This window comes from Bordetella tumbae, assembly GCF_054780995.1.
On the sequence record NZ_BAAGVG010000021.1, the window covers coordinates 15,794 to 36,352 of the forward strand.

The 20,559-nt window shown below is 59.8% G+C and carries 14 protein-coding genes; 4 read left to right on the forward strand and 10 right to left on the reverse strand.

The window, feature by feature from the left end:
- Nucleotides 1-25 precede the first annotated feature (25 nt).
- Entirely contained in the window at nt 26-925 is a 900-nt protein-coding gene (lpxO, locus tag ACYVI2_RS21400; RefSeq protein ID WP_415822245.1) for a lipid A hydroxylase LpxO, read from the forward strand.
- A 175-nt stretch (nt 926-1,100) separates the two neighbouring features.
- Here lpxO and ACYVI2_RS21405 read toward each other — a convergent pair whose 3' ends face one another.
- Together ACYVI2_RS21405 and ACYVI2_RS21410 are read right to left on the reverse strand one after the other, a co-directional pair.
- On the reverse strand, nt 1,101-2,189 hold the full coding sequence (locus tag ACYVI2_RS21405) for an ankyrin repeat domain-containing protein (RefSeq protein WP_415822243.1): 1,089 nt from the start codon (nt 2,187-2,189) through the stop codon (nt 1,101-1,103).
- Nucleotides 2,190-2,302: 113 nt separating this feature from the next.
- The gene (locus ACYVI2_RS21410) at nt 2,303-3,694 is read right to left on the reverse strand and encodes a serine dehydratase alpha family protein (protein ID WP_460490350.1); all 1,392 of its coding nucleotides are present in this window, start codon (nt 3,692-3,694) and stop codon (nt 2,303-2,305) included.
- Between the two features lie 240 nt (nt 3,695-3,934).
- On the opposite strand from ACYVI2_RS21410, the gene ACYVI2_RS21415 reads away from it, so the two are divergent.
- Entirely contained in the window at nt 3,935-5,596 is a 1,662-nt protein-coding gene (locus ACYVI2_RS21415) for a Na/Pi cotransporter family protein (protein ID WP_415822240.1), read from the forward strand.
- A gap of 72 nt (nt 5,597-5,668) precedes the next feature.
- Here the strand turns inward: ACYVI2_RS21415 and ACYVI2_RS21420 are convergent, their stop codons facing one another.
- Complete coding sequence (locus ACYVI2_RS21420) at nt 5,669-6,199, reverse strand: TetR/AcrR family transcriptional regulator (protein ID WP_415822239.1); 531 nt, start codon at nt 6,197-6,199, stop codon at nt 5,669-5,671.
- Nucleotides 6,200-6,387: 188 nt separating this feature from the next.
- Here ACYVI2_RS21420 and ACYVI2_RS21425 point away from each other — a divergent pair, with 188 nt between their 5' ends.
- On the forward strand, nt 6,388-7,926 hold the full coding sequence (locus tag ACYVI2_RS21425; protein WP_415822238.1) for an MFS transporter: 1,539 nt from the start codon (nt 6,388-6,390) through the stop codon (nt 7,924-7,926).
- Between the two features lie 147 nt (nt 7,927-8,073).
- On the opposite strand, the gene ACYVI2_RS21430 is transcribed toward ACYVI2_RS21425, so the two are convergent.
- The 3 genes from ACYVI2_RS21430 to polA form a co-directional block, all read right to left on the reverse strand.
- On the reverse strand, nt 8,074-8,862 hold the full coding sequence (locus tag ACYVI2_RS21430) for a dienelactone hydrolase family protein (protein ID WP_415822237.1): 789 nt from the start codon (nt 8,860-8,862) through the stop codon (nt 8,074-8,076).
- A gap of 636 nt (nt 8,863-9,498) precedes the next feature.
- Nucleotides 9,499-10,344, reverse strand: a complete 846-nt coding sequence (locus ACYVI2_RS21435; protein ID WP_415821702.1) for a ZIP family metal transporter — start codon at nt 10,342-10,344, stop codon at nt 9,499-9,501.
- Nucleotides 10,345-10,495: 151 nt separating this feature from the next.
- Nucleotides 10,496-13,213 (reverse strand): DNA polymerase I, encoded by a 2,718-nt coding sequence (polA, locus tag ACYVI2_RS21440; protein WP_415821703.1) that lies wholly within the window; start codon nt 13,211-13,213, stop codon nt 10,496-10,498.
- Between polA and ACYVI2_RS21445 the strand changes: the two genes are divergently transcribed.
- The gene (locus tag ACYVI2_RS21445; protein ID WP_460490351.1) at nt 13,212-13,892 is read left to right on the forward strand and encodes an LOG family protein; all 681 of its coding nucleotides are present in this window, start codon (nt 13,212-13,214) and stop codon (nt 13,890-13,892) included. The genes polA and ACYVI2_RS21445 overlap by 2 nt on opposite strands.
- Before the next feature lie 484 nt (nt 13,893-14,376).
- Here the strand turns inward: ACYVI2_RS21445 and typA are convergent, their stop codons facing one another.
- Genes typA through infB form a run of 4 tightly spaced genes read right to left on the reverse strand, consistent with a single transcriptional unit; the run spans nt 14,377 to nt 20,543 of the window.
- A complete protein-coding gene (gene typA, locus ACYVI2_RS21450) occupies nt 14,377-16,197 on the reverse strand; it encodes a translational GTPase TypA (protein ID WP_415821704.1) in 1,821 nt (606 codons plus the stop codon).
- A complete protein-coding gene (truB, locus tag ACYVI2_RS21455) occupies nt 16,194-16,946 on the reverse strand; it encodes a tRNA pseudouridine(55) synthase TruB (protein ID WP_415821705.1) in 753 nt (250 codons plus the stop codon). The genes typA and truB overlap by 4 nt, the downstream gene beginning before the upstream one ends.
- A gap of 40 nt (nt 16,947-16,986) precedes the next feature.
- Nucleotides 16,987-17,388 carry a 30S ribosome-binding factor RbfA gene (gene rbfA / locus ACYVI2_RS21460; protein WP_094822168.1) on the reverse strand — a complete coding sequence of 134 codons (402 nt, stop codon included), beginning with the start codon at nt 17,386-17,388 and terminating at the stop codon, nt 16,987-16,989.
- A gap of 29 nt (nt 17,389-17,417) precedes the next feature.
- On the reverse strand, nt 17,418-20,543 hold the full coding sequence (infB, locus tag ACYVI2_RS21465; RefSeq protein ID WP_415821706.1) for a translation initiation factor IF-2: 3,126 nt from the start codon (nt 20,541-20,543) through the stop codon (nt 17,418-17,420).
- Nucleotides 20,544-20,559 lie beyond the last annotated feature (16 nt).

Sequence of the window (20,559 nt, forward strand, 5' to 3'; positions counted from 1 at the left end):
GTTGGCTCTCTGAGAGCTATGCGTTATGAAGTGGCTGATTCTTGCTATCTGGCTGGCCTCCATCCTGTTTGCACATTTTCGAGGCCGTGTGCGTCTGCGTCTGTCCCGTCAGCTGTTGGATCAATCCGCCGTGCTGGCGCCGGTCAACGCCTTTATGGTGCTGTGTTCGCGTGTGCCGACCACCCCCTACCTGCCCTCGCGCGAGATTCCTGAGTTGCAGGTACTGGATGACAACTGGGAAGTCATCCGCGACGAAGCGCTAAAAATGGCCGAGCTGCGCCGCATCAAGGCCGCCGAGAAGCATGACGACATCGGCTTTAATTCATTTTTCAAATATGGGTGGAAGCGTTTCTATCTGAAATGGTATGACGCTCGTCATCCGTCGGCAGAGGAACTGTGCCCGCGCACCGTCGCCATCCTGAAAAGCCTGCCTAAAGTCAAGGCGGCCATGTTTGCCGAGCTACCCCCTGGCGGCAAGCTCAACAAGCACCGTGACCCCTTTGCAGGCTCGCTGCGCTATCACCTGGGCTTGACTACGCCCAATGATGACAGATGCCACATCATCGTCGACGGCGAGCCGTATAGTTGGCGGGATGGTGAAAGCGTGGTCTTTGACGAAACGTATGTGCACGAAGCCCACAACCAGTCTGAGGCCAACCGCATCATTTTGTTTTGCGACATCGAACGCCCGCTGAAATGGCGATGGGCCGAGGCGTTTAACCGGTGGTTCGGGCGTGTCGTGATGTCGGCGGCCAGCTCGCCGAACGATGGCGGCGATCAGACCGGCGCCATCAACAAACTGACGCATGCCCACTGGGTCATCGATCAAAAGCGCAAGCAGTTCAAGACGTGGAATCGTACGGTGTACAAGATCACCAAGGTCGTGTTGATTGCGCTGGTGATCGTGGCGTTTCTGGCGCTGTAATTGCAGAATTACTGCCACCTACGCTGAATGATTCATGGTAATCGAGCGCGGTGGTGGATTGTCGTTATCGACGGATCACGGATGCTGTATGAGTCCGGACAGATCCGCCGATAACGCATCGGCGCGTCGACATATCAATGCGCCGATGCTTTCGTCAACGCACGTCGCGGATCAATTATTGAATTGATTTGTTGTCAGCGTCGGCTGCGGGCGCGTTTTCGATCTCACCCTCGCCACCCAGAGTCGTGACAAGATTGCCGCTGACCACGGCCTGCTCGGGTACGACGTCAGCAGGCTCGCTGAGCAGCTCTTGTGTTGCATCGGTCGGCTCCGAGTTTTGCTCCGCAGCAGCGTCGCTACTGACGTTTTCGCTGTCGGCGACTGCCGACGCCACGGTCTCCATGCGAATCCCTGTGGCGTACTCTACCGTGTCTGCGAATGCCTGATAGGCCCGCGTCGTCGCTTTTAGTAGATCAGCACGGACCCCTTCGCTAAACCACGACGCGAGGTATGCCAACATCTCGGTACGCGAAGTCGTCAGGAGGCCCACCATGTTCCTGTCAATGAAATTTTGCTTTTCATGCTCTGCATAGGGCAGAGCGATATCCAAAGCAGTCTGTCCATTCCGATCCTTGATGCTCCTGTCCGCACCGGCCGCTATCAGCGGAGCAACGACCTCGTATCCGAAGTTAGCAGCAGCGTGATGCAGCGCCGTACGCCCGGTCTCGTCCTGTGCATCGAGGTGCAGTCCATTACGACACAGATACCGTGCAACATTCACCGAGTTGCTTCCAGATCCGGCAATGGCGACAAGCATCAGCGCGTTGCGCCCATGTCGATCGACAGCATTGGGATTTGCGCCTCGTTCGGCCAATTGGCGCAAGATAAGGCCGTTGCCGTACTTTGCTGCTGCCATCATGGCCGTCTCGCCGTTTTTGTCGGTAGCCTCCAGTTGATCGGCAGGCGCCATCTGGATCAGTTCGTTGATCAAATGTTTACATGCGGGTTTGGGATTTTTTGCCAGATAAATGAACAGAGGATCGTTGTAGGAATCGAGCGGGTTTTGAGAGCCCAGTAACTCGGTGTCAATTTGACCATTATTGATCCATGCTTCGAGTGTCGGCGCATCGTCTTCAAATAGGGCTGTGTAGAACTGCTTAAGCGTCACGGCGCTGCCCGCTGTGGCTGATTCAGGCTGGTGAATCGGAGAGGTTGCACCCACCGCAGTAGAAAGGTTATTAGTACTGCCAATGTTTGGTAGCATCTGACTGAGCTCCGTCTGAAATTTGACAAGACAAACCTGAGAAAACTCAGGCGCGTAGGAGCACTCTGAGTAACCGTGCTTTCCCTGGCGTTCCTCAGACGGCGCTTAATTTTCTAACACTCCACGATATTCACTGCTAAGCCGCCACGGGCTGTTTCTTTGTATTTCGTTTTCATGTCCGCGCCGGTTTCGCGCATGGTTTTGATGACCGAGTCGAGTGACACGTAATGTTGGCCGTTGCCACGCAAAGCCATGCGGGCCGCGTTGACGGCTTTGACGGATGCCATGGCGTTGCGCTCGATACAGGGAATCTGGACGAGGCCACCTACAGGATCACAGGTCAACCCCAGATTGTGTTCCATGCCGATTTCGGCGGCGTTTTCGACTTGGTGTACGGTGCCGCCCAGCACGGCTGCCAGCGCCCCGGCGGCCATGGAACAGGCGACACCGACCTCGCCCTGGCAACCGACTTCGGCGCCAGAGATCGAGGCGTTGTATTTGTATAAGAGACCAATCGCTGCAGCCGTCAGCAGAAAATCGCGCACGCCCTGGGCGTTCGCGCCCGGAACGAAGCGGTCGTAATAATGCAATACAGCCGGGATGATGCCCGCCGCGCCATTAGTGGGCGCGGTCACGACGCGGCCGCCTGCGGCGTTTTCCTCATTGACGGCCATCGCATAGAGATTGACCCAATCCATGACGGACAACGGGTCGGACAGGGTGCGTTCGGCCCGCTGCGTCAGGCTGCGATGTAGCTCGGGCGCGCGGCGGCGCACTTTCAGTGGGCCGGGCAAGTCGCCATCCGCTTCGGGGTAATTGATGCCGCAGCCTCGGCTGACGCAATCCTGCATGACTTGCCAGATGCGATCCAGCGCAGTGTCGACCTCGGCCTGGGTGCGCCACACGAGTTCGTTGCGCATCATCAATTGCGCCACCGTACAGGACTCGGCCTGGCACATTTCCATCAGCTCGCGACTGGTGCGAAAGGGAAATGGCAACTGGTCATGCGCCGCGATGATCTGGCTATTCGACGCGCCCGCGGTCACCACAAAACCACCACCCACCGAGAGATAACGGGCTTCGCGCAAGGCGTTGCCGACGGCATCGTAGGCATGGAATTTCATGCCGTTGGGATGCTCGGCCATGGCCTCGCGGCGATAAAACAGGATGTGCTCTTTCTCGATAAAAGGCACGGCAAAATGGCCTAGCAGCGCGAGAGACTTATTCGTGCGCACCGACTGCAGCAGCCCCGCAATCGCTGACGGGTCCACGGTGTCGGGAGCCTGCCCCATCAACCCCAAGATGACGCCTTTGTCGGTGCCGTGTCCCTTGCCGGTCGCCCCCAGGGACCCGTATAGCTCTACCCGTACCGAGGCCACCTGAGACAGCAGTTCATCACGCTCCAGACCCTGTGCAAATAAAAGCGCGGCACGCATGGGGCCCACCGTATGGGAGCTGGACGGCCCTATACCGATTTTAAAAAGATCAAATGCGGAGACTGCCACGATTAACCTCTGTGAAAGGGACGATGAGGATCATATAGACATGATACGCGGACGACAGCCACGCCATCGACAGCGCTGGTCAAACTGGGGACAGAGATATAAGGTATGGGTAAAGGAAGCTCGGAATTCTTTGCCCGATGACGATTTCCCCCCGGCATCGCGCCGTGCGATGATTACATATGACAGGTTTGTTTCAATCCAAATCCAACGACTCGTGCCGTTGATTTTTTCAGGCTGACTATGTCGGGACTCATACCCCTCCTCGATTTTGCGGGATACGTGGCGCTGCTGTTGTGGGGCGTACACATGGTGCAGACGGGCGTACAGCGTGCGTTCGGTGCGGCCTTGGGGGCAGCGCTAGGGCGCGCCCTGGGAACGCGATTACGGGCGTTTTCGACAGGGTTGGGGATTACCGCCGCGTTGCAGAGCAGCACGGCAACGGGGCTGATGATCACGGGGTTTGCTGCCGGCGGACTCGTGGGCCTCGCTCCTGCGTTGGCTGCGATGCTGGGTGCCAATGTGGGCACGACCTTGATTGTGCAGCTGCTGTCGTTCGACCTGACCGCGTTGGCCCCCATCCTGATCCTGGCCGGGGTATGGATGTTTCGCCGTTACCCGCCTGGCCGTACCCGTGACCTGGGCCGGGTGTTTATAGGCCTGGGGCTGCTATTGCTGTCACTGCATCAGTTGGTTGAGCTGTTCGCTCCTCTGCAAAATGCGCCTTTGCTGCAGCAAATACTGGATGCGCTGGCCACCCAGCCTGTCGCCGCGGTACTGTTGTCGGCGGCGCTGACCTGGGCTGCACACTCCAGCGTCGCCATCGTCGTCTTGATCATGTCCTTGTCGGAGCATCACCTGGTCTCGCCCGCGCTCGCGCTGGCACTGGTATTGGGCGCCAATCTCGGCACGGCGGTCAATCCGATGATCGAGGGCGTCACCGGCGATGATCCAGCCGCTCGCCGTCTGCCCCTGGGCAATCTCCTGACACGGGTCATCGGGGTGGTGCTGGGGCTGGTGTTGCTGCCATGGCTGCCGGGTTGGATGGGTTGGCTGGAGAGCGACAATGCGCGTCTGGTGGCGAACTTTCACACCGTGTTCAACGCCATGATCGCCTTGATTTTCCTGCCGCTGCTGACGCCGTATGCGGCGCTGCTGACGCGCTGGTTGCCTAAAAGAACGGATCCCAATGACCCTGCCAGACCTCAGTATCTGGACGAATCGGCGCACGATGTGCCGGCGGTTGCCTTGGGGAACGCTGCACGCGAGGCGCTGCGTATGGCCGATATGCTGCAGACGCTCTTGCTCTATGCCCGTGCGGGCTTTAAACGCGATAACCGCCATCGCCTCGTGCAGGCGCGCCAATTGGATAACGCCGTGGACAAGATCGAAACGGCTATTACTACCTATCTGGCCTTGCTGGACCGCGAGGACATGACTCGCGACGATACCCGACGGCTGGACGATATTCTGGCCTTTGCCAGCAACATTGGGCACGCCGCGGACATCACGCATCATGGCCTGCTCAATCACATTGCCCGTTTGCGCAAACAAGGCTGGGTTTTACCGGCTGAACAACGTCAGCAATTGGACGAGACGCTGGCCCGCTTGATCGCCAATCAACGCGAGGCGGCCGCCCTGTTCATTAATGATGATGTGCGCCAGGCTCGCGAATTGGCAGGTGAAAAATCGCGTTTCCGGGAACTGGAAATGCAGGAATCGGAAGCGCATCTGCAGAAAATCAAATCCGGGCAAATCGATGCGGCAGAAGTCGGCGCGCTGTATTTGGATATTCTGCGTGACATGAAGAGCATCAATTCGCACTTGGTAGGTGCGGCCGCCTATCCATTGCTGGCTCGCCATGGCGAATTGTTGCCGAGCCGGCTGCGCGAAACAGGGAATTGACGGGATCCGAGCCACGATGCCGATGCGGGCTGGCGTGCAGGCCAGCCTGATGCCGGTGTCGTCCCGTCAGCCTCACAGCAATTGCTGCAGATCATCAAACATGGATTCCCACTCGGCCTCGTCGACGTCCATAAAGCCGAAGAATCGCAACATGAACGCTCCCTCTGTCGCCAGAAATGCCAATCGGGCGCGCTTGCCCTCTGGCGTGGTGGCATCCAGCTTGGCAATACGCTCTCGATACCATTTGCGCGTGCTGACCAGGTGCTCGGGCGTTTGTGCCAGAGCCGCCAGCAAACTGGCTGATTTGGCGCTGGCCTCGTCGGTACGCCGGGTCGCCGCGACGTGGGCGCGCACGGCATCCACGGGATCGGTGCTGCCCGCCATGGTCTGCGCGAACAATCTGTCGTAGGACGCCCCCCAGCGTGTAAACAGCGCGTCCACCAGGGCGTCTTTGTTCCCAAAGCAGTATTGCACGCCGCCTTTGCTGATGCCCACGGCCTTGGCCACGGCGTCGATGGTCAAGCCTGCCGCGCCCGAGGTTTCGATAATGGCCTCGGCGGCGTCAAGCAGCTGTTCACGATCTACGGTACGGGTTCGGCCCATTGTTACTCTTTTTTAAATACATACGTATGGAATTAAATTATAATCCCGTTCATCATCCGGTACCAGGCTGGATGCCGTTCAGGACCCACATTCTGGCGCATGTCCTGCCGCAGGACGCCATCGCCCCAGTCTGCCATGGGTAGGCCTGCTCGTTCAACGGCATCGCCTTAGTCCCGGCGGGGCAACCCATGTCGTCTTTGCATACTCCATCATCACACGCGTTACGCTGGCTCATCCTGGCCATTGTGTCGGTCGATCTATTCTTGATTGTGATCGACATGACCGTGCTCTACACGGCACTGCCGCACCTCACCCTGGCCCTGCAGGCTACGGCGTCTGAAAAACTGTGGATCGTCAATGCCTATCCGCTGGCCGTCGCCGGCTTGCTGCCCGGGATGGGCACCTTGTCCGACCGCTATGGGCCCAAGCGGCTCTTTGTAGGCGGCATGGCGATATTCGGTATCGCTTCGCTGCTGGCAGCCTATGCGGCCAATCCGGAATGGCTGATGGGCGCCCGCGTTCTGCTGGCGGTAGGCGCGGCCATGATGATGCCCGCCACGCTCGCGATCATTCGCCATACGTTCCAGGATACCCGTGAGCGGGCGATCGCCATCGGCATCTGGGCAGCGGTCGCCTCGGGCGGCGCAGCGTTTGGACCGGTCGTGGGTGGCGCCCTGCTGGAGCACTACTGGTGGGGATCCGTGTTTCTGATCAACGTGCCGACGGTGTTGATCGTGTTGCCGTTGGCAATGTGGTTTATCGAGGATCATCGCAGTGGCTCGACCCGGACCTTTGACCTGATAGGTTCAGGGCAAATCCTGGTCGGCCTGGTCGGCTCGGTGTATGCCGTCAAAGAGCTCAGCCAGCGCGCGCCGTCTTATAGCCTGGCGTTGTTGGCGGGACTCATCGGCGCCGTCTTTTTGCTGTTCTTTGTCAAACGGCAATTACGCACGACGGATCCGCTGATCGACCTGCGGTTGTTCCGTAATCGCAAATTCAGCACGGCTGTGATCGTGGCGCTCGCGGCAGCGATCGCCTTTGCAGGCATTGAATTGATTTATAGCCAATGGCTGCAGTTGGTCCGTCAGATGTCGCCGTTGCAGGCTGGACTGTTCATCCTGCCTGCGCCGCTGGCTTCGTTCGTTGCGGGGCCGATCGCGGGCTTGCTGATACCGAGGCTGGGCGAAAACCGTGGCATGTGGCTGTCGATGCTTGTTGCCGGGCTCGGTGCATTTGCGTTGGTCGGCACCCATCAGATGGCGCCGGTCTGGCAACTGGTCAGCCTGACGATCATGGGTTTTGGGCTCGGGATGGCGCTGACAGCAGCATCGAGCTCGATCCTGAGCAATGCGCCCGCGGATCAGGTCGGCATGGCTGCCTCGGTCGAAGAAATGTCTTTCGAATTGGGCGCCGTGCTCGGTGTCGCGATCATGGGCAGCCTGGCCACGGCAGTGTATGGCGCCACCTTGATATTGCCCGACAACAGCACGCTGCCTGCGGTGGTGTATGACAGCCTGGACGAGGCTCTGGCCGTCGCGGCGACGTCCGCACCCGCTGTCGCAGCCATACTCGCCGAACGTGCGCGTGCTTCGTTTGACTATGCACTGCTGGCGGTGATGGCCGCAACAGGAGGGCTGCTCCTCACAACGGCGTGGCACACGTGGCGCAAGAGGACCGATCAACCTGCCCCGCACACAACCCTGGCGGCGGACACTGCTGGCAGGTAAGAAAAACCCAGAAGGGGGTATAGCCAGCGCGTGCTTTTGATCTGCCCTCGTCGCGGGAAAACCGTGACACGAAGCGTAACTATCACGCGGAAACCCGTTGATGCCGTGACAGAACACGGCATCAACGCCGACCGCACGATACGATCATCACAGATACCGTTGGAACCACTCCAGCATACGTTGCCAGCCGTCACGAGCATCGACTTCGCGATACATGGGACGATAGTCTGCGAGAAAACCGTGGTTGGCTTCCGGATAGATCACGATTTCCGAGGCCCGTGCGGCTTCGTTGCCGCTAGCCAATACGGACCGTAGCGCCTGGACCGTATCGAGGGGAATGCTGGCATCCTGGCCGGCATACAGGCCAAGCACGGGCGCGTGCGTATTCGCTGCCACATCCACGACCGTTTGCTTGATCAGGGGGCCATGGCCGGTAGCGACCTTGCCATACCAGGCGACGCCGGCCTTGACGGTGGGATTATGCGCGGCATACATCCAGGTCAAGCGGCCGCCCCAGCAAAATCCTGTGACGCCAACGCGCGAAGTATCGCCGCCATGTTGGCCGGCCCATTCGATGCAGGCATCGAGATCGGCGTAGACCTGTTCGTCCGGGACTTTTGCAACGATGTCGGAAATCAGTTTAGGAATATCGGTGTATTGCGACGCGTCGCCCTGACGTTGATACAGGTCGGCGGCAATGGCCAGATAGCCGGCTTTGGCCAGGCGGCGGCAGATGTCTTTGATGTGCTCGTGCACGCCAAAGATTTCTTGTATGACCAGGACGACGGGCAGGTCCTTTTCCCCTAGCGGTGCGGCGTAATAAGCAAAGATGGTGCCGTCGTGCACGGGTAGATCGATACCGCCCTGCTCCAGGCCTTCGCTATCGGTGTGAATCGTAGTGGACGTGGGCTGGCCGGCTGCGGGGGCAAAACTCATGACGGGACTCCTATGCCAATGACCTGGCCGATTTGGCTGGTCTCAAGAGTGAATGTACTTGGCGGTGGGAGTGGGTGCAAATGTCTGGGCGGTGTTGAGTACTTTCGCAGTACGGGTGGAGTGGTTTTGCTTAGGGATGGTTTATTTGTCGGTAGATGGCTGGTTTTTTGAGGGGGATTAGATAGTTTGCTGGCGACGGATAGCGTTCTTTAGGCGTTCCGCAGGCGGGGCAAAGCGCGATGCCGGCCTAATCGCAACGGCTCGGCCCATGACCAGGGGCCTCGGTCCCCTTCGGGGACTACCCGTCGCTCAAAAGGCCGGCATCGCGCTTTGCCCCGCCTGCGGAACTCACAGAAATGAAATGCATCGGTCGTCAAACGATCCGTTGGCCACCACTAATGCCCTCAGCCAACGAGCATCCGTGGCCTGCCTTCCTTGTGAGCCGGTGTGCCGCGTGCGTAGGCTGCGCCGGCCCGTTGAGCGGCGGGCAGTCCCCGAAGGGGACCTCGGCGCCTGGTCTTGCGCCGAGCCGCTGCGATAGGGCCGGTGCAGCCTGCGCACGCGGCATACCGGCGTCTTAAGAACTCTGACCGCTGACTATCGAGACACCCAAAAGCGCCACACTGAACATCCGCATCAATGCGCGTGCCCAGCCTCATGATGTTCCTCGTGCACGACCGTATGATTGTGCCCACCATGCTCATGCCCATGGTGCATGAACGACGTCACACCGTATATGACCGCAACACCGACCCCAACAAGCACCAACTGAGGAATCGCATCAGACAACGCACCTCGTTCATGCATTTGCGGAATCAGATCCGACACGGAGATATAGAGGAAACTGCTCGCAGCGATGACCAGAACATAAGGAACCAGATCCTGCGCCTGCTGCAAAAGGAAATAGCCGATCACCCCGCCCAGCGCAGTACATAGGCTGGTAAACAAGATCAATATAAACGCCTTGCGCCGCGCCAAACCCGCATTGAGCAGCACCACGAAGTCGCCCAATTTGTGCGGCACCTCGTGCACGATGATCGACGAGGCTGTGAGTACGCCCAGGATAGGATCGGTGAGAAACGCCGCCGCAACCAATACGCCATCGCACAAATTGTGCAAAGAACTGCCGACCAGGATCAGCACGCCCCCGCGCCCAGCCTCGTGCCGGTCGTGTCCCTTGTGATGATGATGGCCATCACCCTCATGGTGGTGGCTATGCCGCAGCAAGGCGATTTTTTCCAGGACGAAAAATCCCAGCAACCCCGCCAAGAGCAACGCAAATAAAGTGTGAGCATCGGCATCTGCCCCCTCGAATGCCTCGGGCAGCAAATGCAGCAGCGCAACGGACAGCAATACCCCAACCGACAGGCTGACCATGTGATGCAGGTACTTGCTGAAAACGCGGTACGCCAGCCAACTGGCGATAGACACAGCGATCAGGCCGCCGGCGACGGTGGCCAGCAAGATCCAGAGAAGCAGCATGGGGAATGAGGCAGAAAGGAAGCGTAAAGTAATATTATATCGTTACAGGCTTCCTTTCGCCGATGGCCCGGATATAGGCCAGCGGAGTTTGCGGCAGTCTATTTACGGCATCCAGTCTGGACACCGTTTCTAGAGCCGGCAAACCCGCACCTCAGTGCGCCTGCTCCCAATTGGGACCGACCCCTACCTCGGCTACCAATGGCACGCGCAGCGTCGCAACGCTGCACATGAGCTCAGGTACGCGCGCACGCACGACCTCGAGTTCGCTGTCGGGCACCTCGAGCACCAGTTCGTCATGTACCTGCATGATCATGCGAGTCGCCAATTGGTCGGCATCCAGCCAGTCTTGCACTGCCACCATGGCCATTTTGATCAGATCGGCTGCGGTGCCCTGCATGGGGGCATTGATGGCGGCGCGCTCTGCGCCCTGGCGGCGAGGCCCGGATGCCGCGCGGATATCGGGCATCTGCAGGCGGCGGCCAAAGACGGTTTCGACATAGCCTTGTTGACGCGCCAATTGGCGCGTCTGTTCCATGTACTGCGCCACGCCAGGATAACGAGCGAAATAACGGTCGATGTATGCCTGAGCCGCATCGCGCGTAATTCCCAGGTTGGACGCCAAGCCGAATACGCCCATACCGTAAATCAGGCCAAAATTGATGGCTTTGGCAGCCCGGCGCTGCTCGGACGTCACATCAGCAAGAGCAACACCAAAGATCTCGGACGCGGTGGCGCGGTGGATGTCTTCGCCAGCGGCAAAGGCCCGCTGCAAATTCTCATCATCGGAGACGTGCGCCATGATGCGCAACTCGATCTGGGAATAGTCGGCCGACAGCAATACCCCGTTTTCCGCAATGAAGGCTTCACGTACACGGCGGCCGGCCTCGGTGCGTACGGGGATGTTCTGCAAATTGGGATCGGACGACGCCAAGCGGCCCGTGATCACCGCAGCCTGCGAATAATGCGTATGCACCCTGCCCGTGCGCGCATTGATCATGCGAGGCAGCTTGTCCGTGTAGGTCGATTTCAGTTTCGACAGGCCACGATATTCCAACAAGACTTGCGGCAAGGGATAATCCTGCGCGAGCTTGGTCAGGACTTCTTCGTCGGTTGACGGGGCTCCGCTGGCGGTCTTGCGCACGACAGGCAGTTGCATGCGGCCAAACAGGATTTCGCCCAGTTGCTTGGGTGAATTCAGATTGAACGGCTGGCCTGCCAGGTCGTAGGCTCGCTGCTCTAACGTCAGCATCTCCTGGCCCAGGCGATGGCTTTGCTGGCCCAGTTCGGCCGCATCGACCTTGACGCCATTGCGTTCGATCACGGTCAATACGCGAGAGACCTCGATTTCCAGTTGATAAATGCGTTCGAGCCCCGCGTCAGCGGCCACGCGCGGGCGCAAGGCTTGATGCAATTGCAACGTGAAATCGGCGTCTTCGCAGGCATAGTGGCCGGCCTTTTCGACGGCGACTTCGTCAAAGCCGATTTGCTTGGCGCCCTTGCCGCACAAATCCTCGTAGTTGATGCCGCTGCGCCCCAAATAACGTTGCGACAAATCCGCCAGACCAACACCGCGGTGTGATTCCAGCACATACGCCTGCAACATGGTGTCGTCCTGGATGCCTGCCAGCGCGATACCTTCGTTGGCAAACACATGGGTGTCGTATTTGGCGTGATGCAGCAGTTTGGGCCGCGCGGGATCTTGCAGCCAAGCACGCAGGCGCTCGAGGACTTCGGCTTTGGGTAGTTGCTCGGGATGATCCGGACCACGATGCGCCACAGGGATATAGCAGGCCACGCCCGGCTCGACCGACATGGAAATCCCCACGAGGCTGGCCTGCATTTCATTCAGCGAGGTGGTTTCGGTGTCCAGCGCCACGAGCGGCGCCTCCGCGATCAAGGCCATCCATTCGTCAAACGCCGGCCAGCCGGCAATGACCTGATAACGGAGTTCTGCTGGTGCAGCAGGCGCCTCGGCGATGACACGCGCATCGCCTTGCGGCACCCGTTCAGCGTCGCCCGTGAGCTCGCGCAGCCAGCTACGAAAACCGTATTTCTCGTAGAGCGCTTGCAGCGTCCCGGTATCGGGTTGGCGAGGCTCCAGATCAGCCATCGCATTGACATGGCCAGTCAGATCGCAATCGCACTTCACCGTCAACAACTCACGCGTCAACGGGAATTGTGGGATCGCCTCGCGCAGATTGCTGCCCGCCACCCCTTTGATGGCCTCTGCCTGTTCGACCAAGCCCTCAATGGAGCCAAACTCGCTCAGCCACTTGACCGCGGTTTTGGGGCCGACCTTGGTCACGCCCGGCACATTGTCCACGGCATCACCGATCAGCATGAGGTAATCAACAATACGCTCGGGCGAGACGCCGAATTTGTTCTGCACACCCGGTTCATCCAGGACCTCGCCGCTCATGGTGTTGACCAGCGTCACATGCGAGTCCACCAGCTGCGCCAAGTCTTTATCGCCAGTCGACACAATGGTGTGAATATCCTGCTTCGTCGCATGGCAGGCCAACGTACCGATCACATCGTCCGCCTCGACGCCCTCGATGGCCAGGACTGGCCAGCCTAACGCCTTGACGGCCTGATGGATCGGCTCGATCTGCGCAGCCAGATCCTCAGGCATTGGCGGCCGATGCGATTTATAGTCGGGGTAGAGATCGTCACGGAAGGTCTTGCCGCGCGCATCAAAAATACAAGCTGCGTAGTCTGCCTTATGATCAGACACGAGCTTACGCAACATATTCACGACACCATAGAGTGCGCCCGTAGGTTCGCCTTGCGCATTGCGCAAATCGGGCATAGCGTGAAAGGCGCGGTACAAATAACTCGAACCGTCTACCAGCAATAAGGTTTTCTTCATGGTTACAAAGGCAGATTTAGAAACGCCCGCCGGCAAGCAAATACCGGTGATTATGTCAGAGATACGGACGGCGGCAGAACAACTGGCCGATTTAGGCCCCGCCGTCAGCTTGTTTGGCAGCGCGCGCACCAGCCGCGGCTCGCCACACTATGAAACCAGCGAAGCCATCGCACGCGCACTGGCCAAGGCCGGCTTTGCCGTCATCGCAGGCGGTGGTCCCGGCATCATGGAAGCCGCCAATAAAGGCGCATTCGAAGCAGGAGGCACCAGCGTCGGGCTGAACATCAGCCTGCCGCACGAGACTCACAATAACAAATACCAGACGATCAGTTTGTCATTTGAGTATTTTTATTCTCGCAAAGCGACGTTTTTCATGCATAGCTTTGCTTACATCTCGCTGCCCGGCGGCTTCGGCACCATGGACGAGCTATTCGAGGCCCTGACACTAATCCAGACCGGCAAAGTGCCCCCTGCCCCCGTCATCCTGGTCGGCAAGGAATACTGGCAAGGCCTGGTAGGCTGGCTACGCGACCAAATGCTGGCCAACGGAATGATCAGCGCTCACGATCTGGAACTCTTCATCATCGAAGACGATCCACAAAAAGTCGTGCAGCACATACGTGAATTTCACCACATGCACCAGACCGACGCCCAATACGCACCGTCGCTGCCAAGCTAACCCGCAGAGCCGCAGCCCGCATATTCGAGCGCACGACGCAACTTTGCAGGAATAAGCACAACTCTCCGCGCGCGACCACCGCTTCACGCACGGAGACACTGTGAGTCTGCGCCGGGAGCCGAGTGCCGCGCCGGCCCGTAGAGCCGCGATTCAGCCTCGCGCAGCGAGGCCGAGGCGCTAGGCTACTACTGCTGTGAGTCCCTTGCGGGTGCCGGGACGCCACGCCGGCCCGTAGAGCGGCGGGCAGTCCCCGAAGGGGACCTCGGCGCCTGGTCTTGCGCCGAGCCGCTGCGACAGGGCTGGCGTGGCGTCCCGGCACCCGCAAGGGACGGCTCAATAGAGAATCTCTGCGCCAGCACAAGAGCCCCCATCTCGCCCAACATCACCCACACCAAAGCAAAAACAATCACCGATCCAAAACAAAACAGGCGCCCAACCTCAGGCGCCCGTTCTTCACACTAACTAGCTAGGATAAGCTAGGCTATCAAGCACTTTCACGCGCCGCACGACGACGCTCGTGCTCTTGCAGATAGCGCTTACGCAGCCGGATCGACTTCGGCGTAATTTCCACCAGTTCATCATCATCGATGAACTCAACCGCATACTCGAGCGACATCTGAATCGGCGGCACCAGACGCACCGCCTCATCCGTACCCGATGCACGCACGTTGGTGAGTTGCTTACCCTTGATCGGGTTGACGACCAAGTCGTTATCGCGGCTATGGATACCGATGATCATGCCTTCGTACAAGGCCTCGCCCGGGTTGACGAACATGCGGCCACGATCCTGCAATTTCCACAGCGCATAAGCCACCGCGTCGCCGTTGTCCTGGCTGATCAGCACGCCATTGCGACGCTCGCCGATGCTGCCTTCGCGCAAGGGTGCGTATTCGTGGAAAATGTGGCTCATCAAGCCCGTGCCACGCGTCAAGGTCAGGAACTCGTTCTGGAAACCGATCAGGCCACGGGCCGGGATCAGATATTCCAGACGGGTACGGCCGCGCCCATCAGGCTGCATGTCTTGCAAGTCGCCCTTGCGGCGGCCGAGTTCTTCCATGACGCCACCTTGGTGAGCGTCTTCGACGTCGACGGTCAGCGACTCGAACGGCTCGCATTTGACGCCGTCGACTTCCTTGAACACCACACGCGGACGCGACACGGCCAATTCGTAGCCTTCGCGACGCATCGTTTCCAACAAAATGGTCAAGTGCAATTCGCCACGGCCCGATACTTCGAACACGGTATCGTCGCCGGTATCGCGCACACGCAGCGCCACGTTGGACTTCAGCTCGCGGTCCAGACGGTCACGCAGCTGACGGCTGGTGACGAACTTGCCTTCACGGCCAGCCAAAGGCGACGTATTCACCATGAAGTTCATCGTCAGCGTCGGCTCGTCAATGCGCAGCATGGGGAATGCTTCGGGGTTCGCCGGATCCATGAGCGTGCAGCCAATACCGATGTCTTCGATACCGTTGATCAGGACGATGTCGCCGGCTTCGGCTTCCTCGACCACCTCACGCTCCAGGCCCTTGAATTTCAGCACCTGGTTGATGCGGCCTTTCGAGATCGAGCCTTCGGGACCGAATTGGAAAGCCACATCCATGCCAGGACGGATACGTCCACGGTTGATGCGACCCACGCCGATCTTGCCCACGTAGTTGTTGTAGTCCAGCGAGATGATCTGCATTTGCAGCGGACCATTGGGATCGTCGTCACGCTGCGGCACGTGCTGCAGGATGGCTTCGAACAACGGGCGCATGTCGCCTTCGCGCACGTCCGGCGTCAAACCGGCGTAACCCGACAGACCCGAGGCGTACACCACGGGGAAATCCAGTTGCTCTTCGGTCGCACCAAGCTTGTCGAACAAATCGAACGTCGCGTTGATCACGAAATCCGGACGAGCGCCCGGGCGATCAATCTTGTTGACCACGACGATGGGCTTCAGCCCCAGCGCCAGGGCCTTGCGCGTCACGAAAATGGTCTGCGGCATCGGGCCTTCGACCGCATCGACCAGCAGCAACACGCCGTCCACCATGGACAGCACGCGCTCGACTTCGCCACCGAAGTCCGCGTGTCCCGGGGTATCGACGATATTGATGTGCGTGCCTTCGTATTCAACAGCACAGTTTTTCGCCAGAATCGTAATGCCGCGTTCTTTTTCGAGGTCGTTCGAATCCATGACCCGTTCCGAAACCGCCTGGTTTTCGCGGAAGGTACCGGATTGGCGCAGCAACTGGTCGACCAGGGTAGTTTTACCGTGGTCAACGTGGGCAATAATGGCGACGTTGCGCAAGGCGCGAGTCATAGCGGGTCCTTTAAGGTCGGTGTGGCGGGCAGCAGGCCCGCCGGCAATTCATTCAATGCAAGCAAAGCCTGCTTGGGATCAGTCATGGCCTGCAAGGCCTCGAGCGTAATGGCGCGATCCAGCGAAAACGGCCCGACGTGCGTGCGCCGCAGCGCCGCCAGGTGGGCATAACACCCCAGTGCCCGGCCGATATCCTGAGCCAGGGTTCGTATGTACGTCCCCTTGCTGCACGCCACATCGATCTCGGCCTGGCTGCCATTCAGCGATAACAGGTCGATGCGGTAAATCTTGACTTGACGCGCGGGGCGGTCCAACTCGATACCCTGGCGTGCGTATTCGTACAACGGCTTGCCGTCCCGCTTCAGCGCTGAATACATCGGCGGGATTTGCTCGATGATGCCCTGAAAGCGTGACAACACGTCGAGCAAGGCAGACTCGGTCACACTCACCGCGTCCGTCGCACGTGCTGTCACGATGCCGGTCAAATCGCCGGAATCGGTTTCCTCGCCAAACTGCAGCGTCGCCCGATAGGATTTGTCGGCGTTAAGCATCGCGCCGGAGATCTTGGTCGCACGCCCCATACAGCACACCAGCAAACCAGTGGCGAAAGGATCCAGTGTACCCGTATGCCCTGCCTTGGCGGCATCCATGGTGCGTTTGGCGCGCTGCAAGGCGTGATTACTGGACAAACCCACAGGTTTGTCTAGCAACAGGACACCGTCGAGCGCAAGCCCGCGTCGTTTAGCCATCGTCGAATCCGGGAAAAAAGCAGCAGTAGACGACAGCCGATCAGCGCTGGTCTTCAGGTTCGTCGGGCTCTTCCGCGACCGGGCCAGGCCGGTTTGCGCGGTCGATCAATGCCGACATTTCGATGCCACGCGCGATTTGCTCGTCATGGACGAAGCGCAATCGGGGCACGGTGTGGATGTGCAGGAGCTTGTACAGCAGGGAGTGCAGCCAGCCGGCTTTTTCGTTGAGCAGCGCCGCCGCGGTGTCGGGCTCGGCGCCCATCACCGTGAAATAGACCTTGGCATGCGCATAATCAGCCGACAGCTCCACACCGGACAGCGTGATCAATCCAGCGCGGGATACGTCGATCTCGCGCTGAATGAGGCCAGCCAGATCCTTTTGGATCTGGTCGGCCAGCCGCAAATTGCGGCCGGGGATGGATTTAGATTTGTGACGGCTCATGTAACACGTATGAAATTCACGATCGCTTTTTACAGCGTACGCGCAATTTCCTTGATTTCGAAGACTTCCAGTTGGTCGCCCACTTGGATGTCGTTGGTGCCACGCAGCGTCAGACCGCAATCAAAGCCGGATTTGACCTCTTTGACGTCGTCCTTGAAGCGGCGCAACGAATCCAGCTGACCGTTCCAGTGAACCACATTGTTGCGCAAGAGACGGACCTGCGAATCGCGGCGCACCACACCGTCGAGCACCATACAACCAGCGATGTTGCCGATACGGGAAATCGAGTAGACCTCGCGGATCTCGACCAAGCCGATGATCTCTTCTTTTTTCTCGGGCGCCAACATGCCCGACATGGCTGCCTTTACGTCATCCACAGCGTCGTAGATGATGTTGTAGTAGCGCAGGTCGATGCCGTTGTTCTCGGCCAATTTCTTGGCGCTTTGCTCGGCACGGACGTTAAAGCCGATCACCACGGCGTTCGAAGCGATAGCCAGGTTGATGTCGCTTTCCGAGATACCGCCCACGGCCGCATGCACAACCTGGACACGGACTTCGTCGGTCGAGAGTTTGGTCAGCGAAGACACCAGGGCCTCTTGAGAGCCTTGGACGTCGGTCTTGACGATCAACGCCAAGGTTTGCGTACCCTCGCCTAGGTTGTCGAACATGGACTCGAGCTTGGCAGCCTGTTGACGCGCGAGTTTGACGTCGCGGAACTTGCCTTGGCGGAACAGCGCGATTTCGCGGGCCTTGCGTTCGTCGGCCAGCGCCATCAACTCGTCACCAGCAGCCGGCACATCCGTCAGGCCCTGGATCTCGACCGGAATGGACGGACCAGCTTCTTGGATCTGCTTGCCGTTTTCATCCAGCATGGCGCGAACGCGGCCGAAGCTGGCACCCGCCAGAACCACATCGCCGCGCTTGAGCGTACCGCTCTGCACCAGGATGGTGGCAACCGGACCACGCCCCTTGTCGAGACGGGCTTCGATGACGAGCCCCTTGGCTGGCGCGTCCACGGGCGCGGTCAGTTCCAGGATTTCGGCTTGCAGCAACACGTTTTCGAGCAGATCGTCGATGCCGGCACCAGTTTTGGCCGACACAGGGACGAACGGAACGTCACCGCCGTATTCTTCGGGCACGACTTCCTCGGCGACCAGCTCTTGCTTGACGCGGTCGGGGTTGGCTTCGGGCTTGTCGATCTTGTTGACGGCCACGACCAGCGGCACACCGGCAGCCTTGGCGTGGTGAATGGCCTCGCGAGTCTGCGGCATGACGCCGTCGTCGGCGGCGACCACCAGAATCACGATATCGGTGGCCTTGGCGCCACGGGCACGCATGGCGGTAAACGCCTCGTGGCCCGGGGTATCCAGGAAGGTCACCATGCCGCGATCGGTTTGCACGTGATAGGCGCCGATATGCTGGGTGATGCCACCGGCTTCGCCAGAAGCGACCTTGGCACGGCGGATGTAATCCAGCAACGAGGTCTTGCCATGATCGACGTGACCCATCACGGTGACGACCGGTGCACGAGGCAGTGCCTCGGCTTCGACGGCACCCGGAGTTTCGTCGAGGAAGGCTTCCGGATCGTCGAGCTTGGCGGCGATCGCCACGTGGCCCAGTTCCTCGACCACGATCATGGCGGTTTCCTGGTCCAGCACCTGATTGATGGTGACCATCTGGCCGAGCTTCATCAATTGCTTGATGACTTCTGCGGCCTTGACGGACATCTTGTGTGCCAGGTCGGCCACGCTGATGGTCTCGGGAACGTGCACTTCGCGAGCGATGAACTCTTGTTGCACGGGCTCTTGGCGACGCTGATCGTTTTGTTGATTGCGACCGCCCTTGCCACCTTTGCCACCCTTGCCACCGGCGCGCCAGCCGTCACGGCTGGGGGCAGCAGACTTGGTGTCGGCAGGTTTCTTGCGCGACGCATCATCATTCCAGGACGACGATACCTCTGCCGTCTTGATAGTTTTCTTCGAGCCCGCGCCGGCGCTCGGCTTGTTGGCGTCTTTTTTCGCGCCCGCCGCAGCCTTGCCGCTGGGCTTGTGCAATGTACCCGACAAGGGAGCGGGGGCTTCCGGCTCGGGCGCACGCAGGACTTTGCGAGGACGATTCAACATCTCGCGCAAGGCAGCGGCCTCGGCCTCGGCGGCACGACGCGCGTCTTCGCGCGAAGCGTTATCGCCAGCAGATTGAGCCAATGGCGGCGGCGCACGGCGCTCGGCGCGCGTCATACGAGGCGCAGCAGCGTTGGACTTGGACGAAGAAGCAGGCGGAGTCAGTTTGGCAGACTCGGCGGGAGATTTGGCAACAGTATCGATTTCAGCTTGCACAACAGGTTCCGGCGGGGCCGACGGGGCCTCGCGCTCGGGAGCGGCTTGTCCAGCGGCAGGCTCAGCCGAGGCAACCGGCTGTTCTGCCGGCACGGGTGCCGGTTCGGGTTGGGACTCAGGCTCGGCCTGGGCCACGGGGGTAGCAGGTTGAGGCTCAACGCTCGGCTCAGCCTCGGGTTCGGAGACGCTCTCGGCGCCAGATTCGGCAGCCACGTCAGGCGTTTCCGCTGCAGGCTTGGCGGCCGGTGCCTCGACCTGGGTTTCGTCGGATGCGGGCGCAGACGCCGGCTCGACCACGGGGTTGGCCGTCTGGCTCGTTTGTTCCTCGGCAGATACCGTTGGCTCAGCCACAGGCTCAGCAACAACGGGCTCAGCGGCGGGAACGGCGGTTGCCGTCACGGTTTCGTTCGATTCTTGAACAGGCGCAGGCGTGGGCGCAACGGGCGCAGGCGCAGTCGTCGATACCGACGACTCGGCGGCCTCGGCCTGTTGTGCAGCAGCCTGTTCCTGAGCGATCTCGGACGGATCCCGCTTGACGAACACGCGTTTTTTGCGGACTTCGACCTGGATGGTACGAGAACGGCCAGTGGCATCTGCCTGGCGGATCTCGGAGGTCTGGCGACGCGTCAAGGTGATCTTCTTGCCCTCGGTCGCGCCATGAGCGCGGCGCAGAGAGTCGAGCAGCTTCGCCTTGTCGCTGTCGGTTACCGCGTCGTCCACCGAGTTGAGGTCAACACCGGCCGAACGCAGCTGCTCGAGCAGCACGTTGGCTGGCATTTTCAGCTCGGTAGCGAACTGGGCGACAGTATTACTCGACATTAGGCTATCTTCCCTC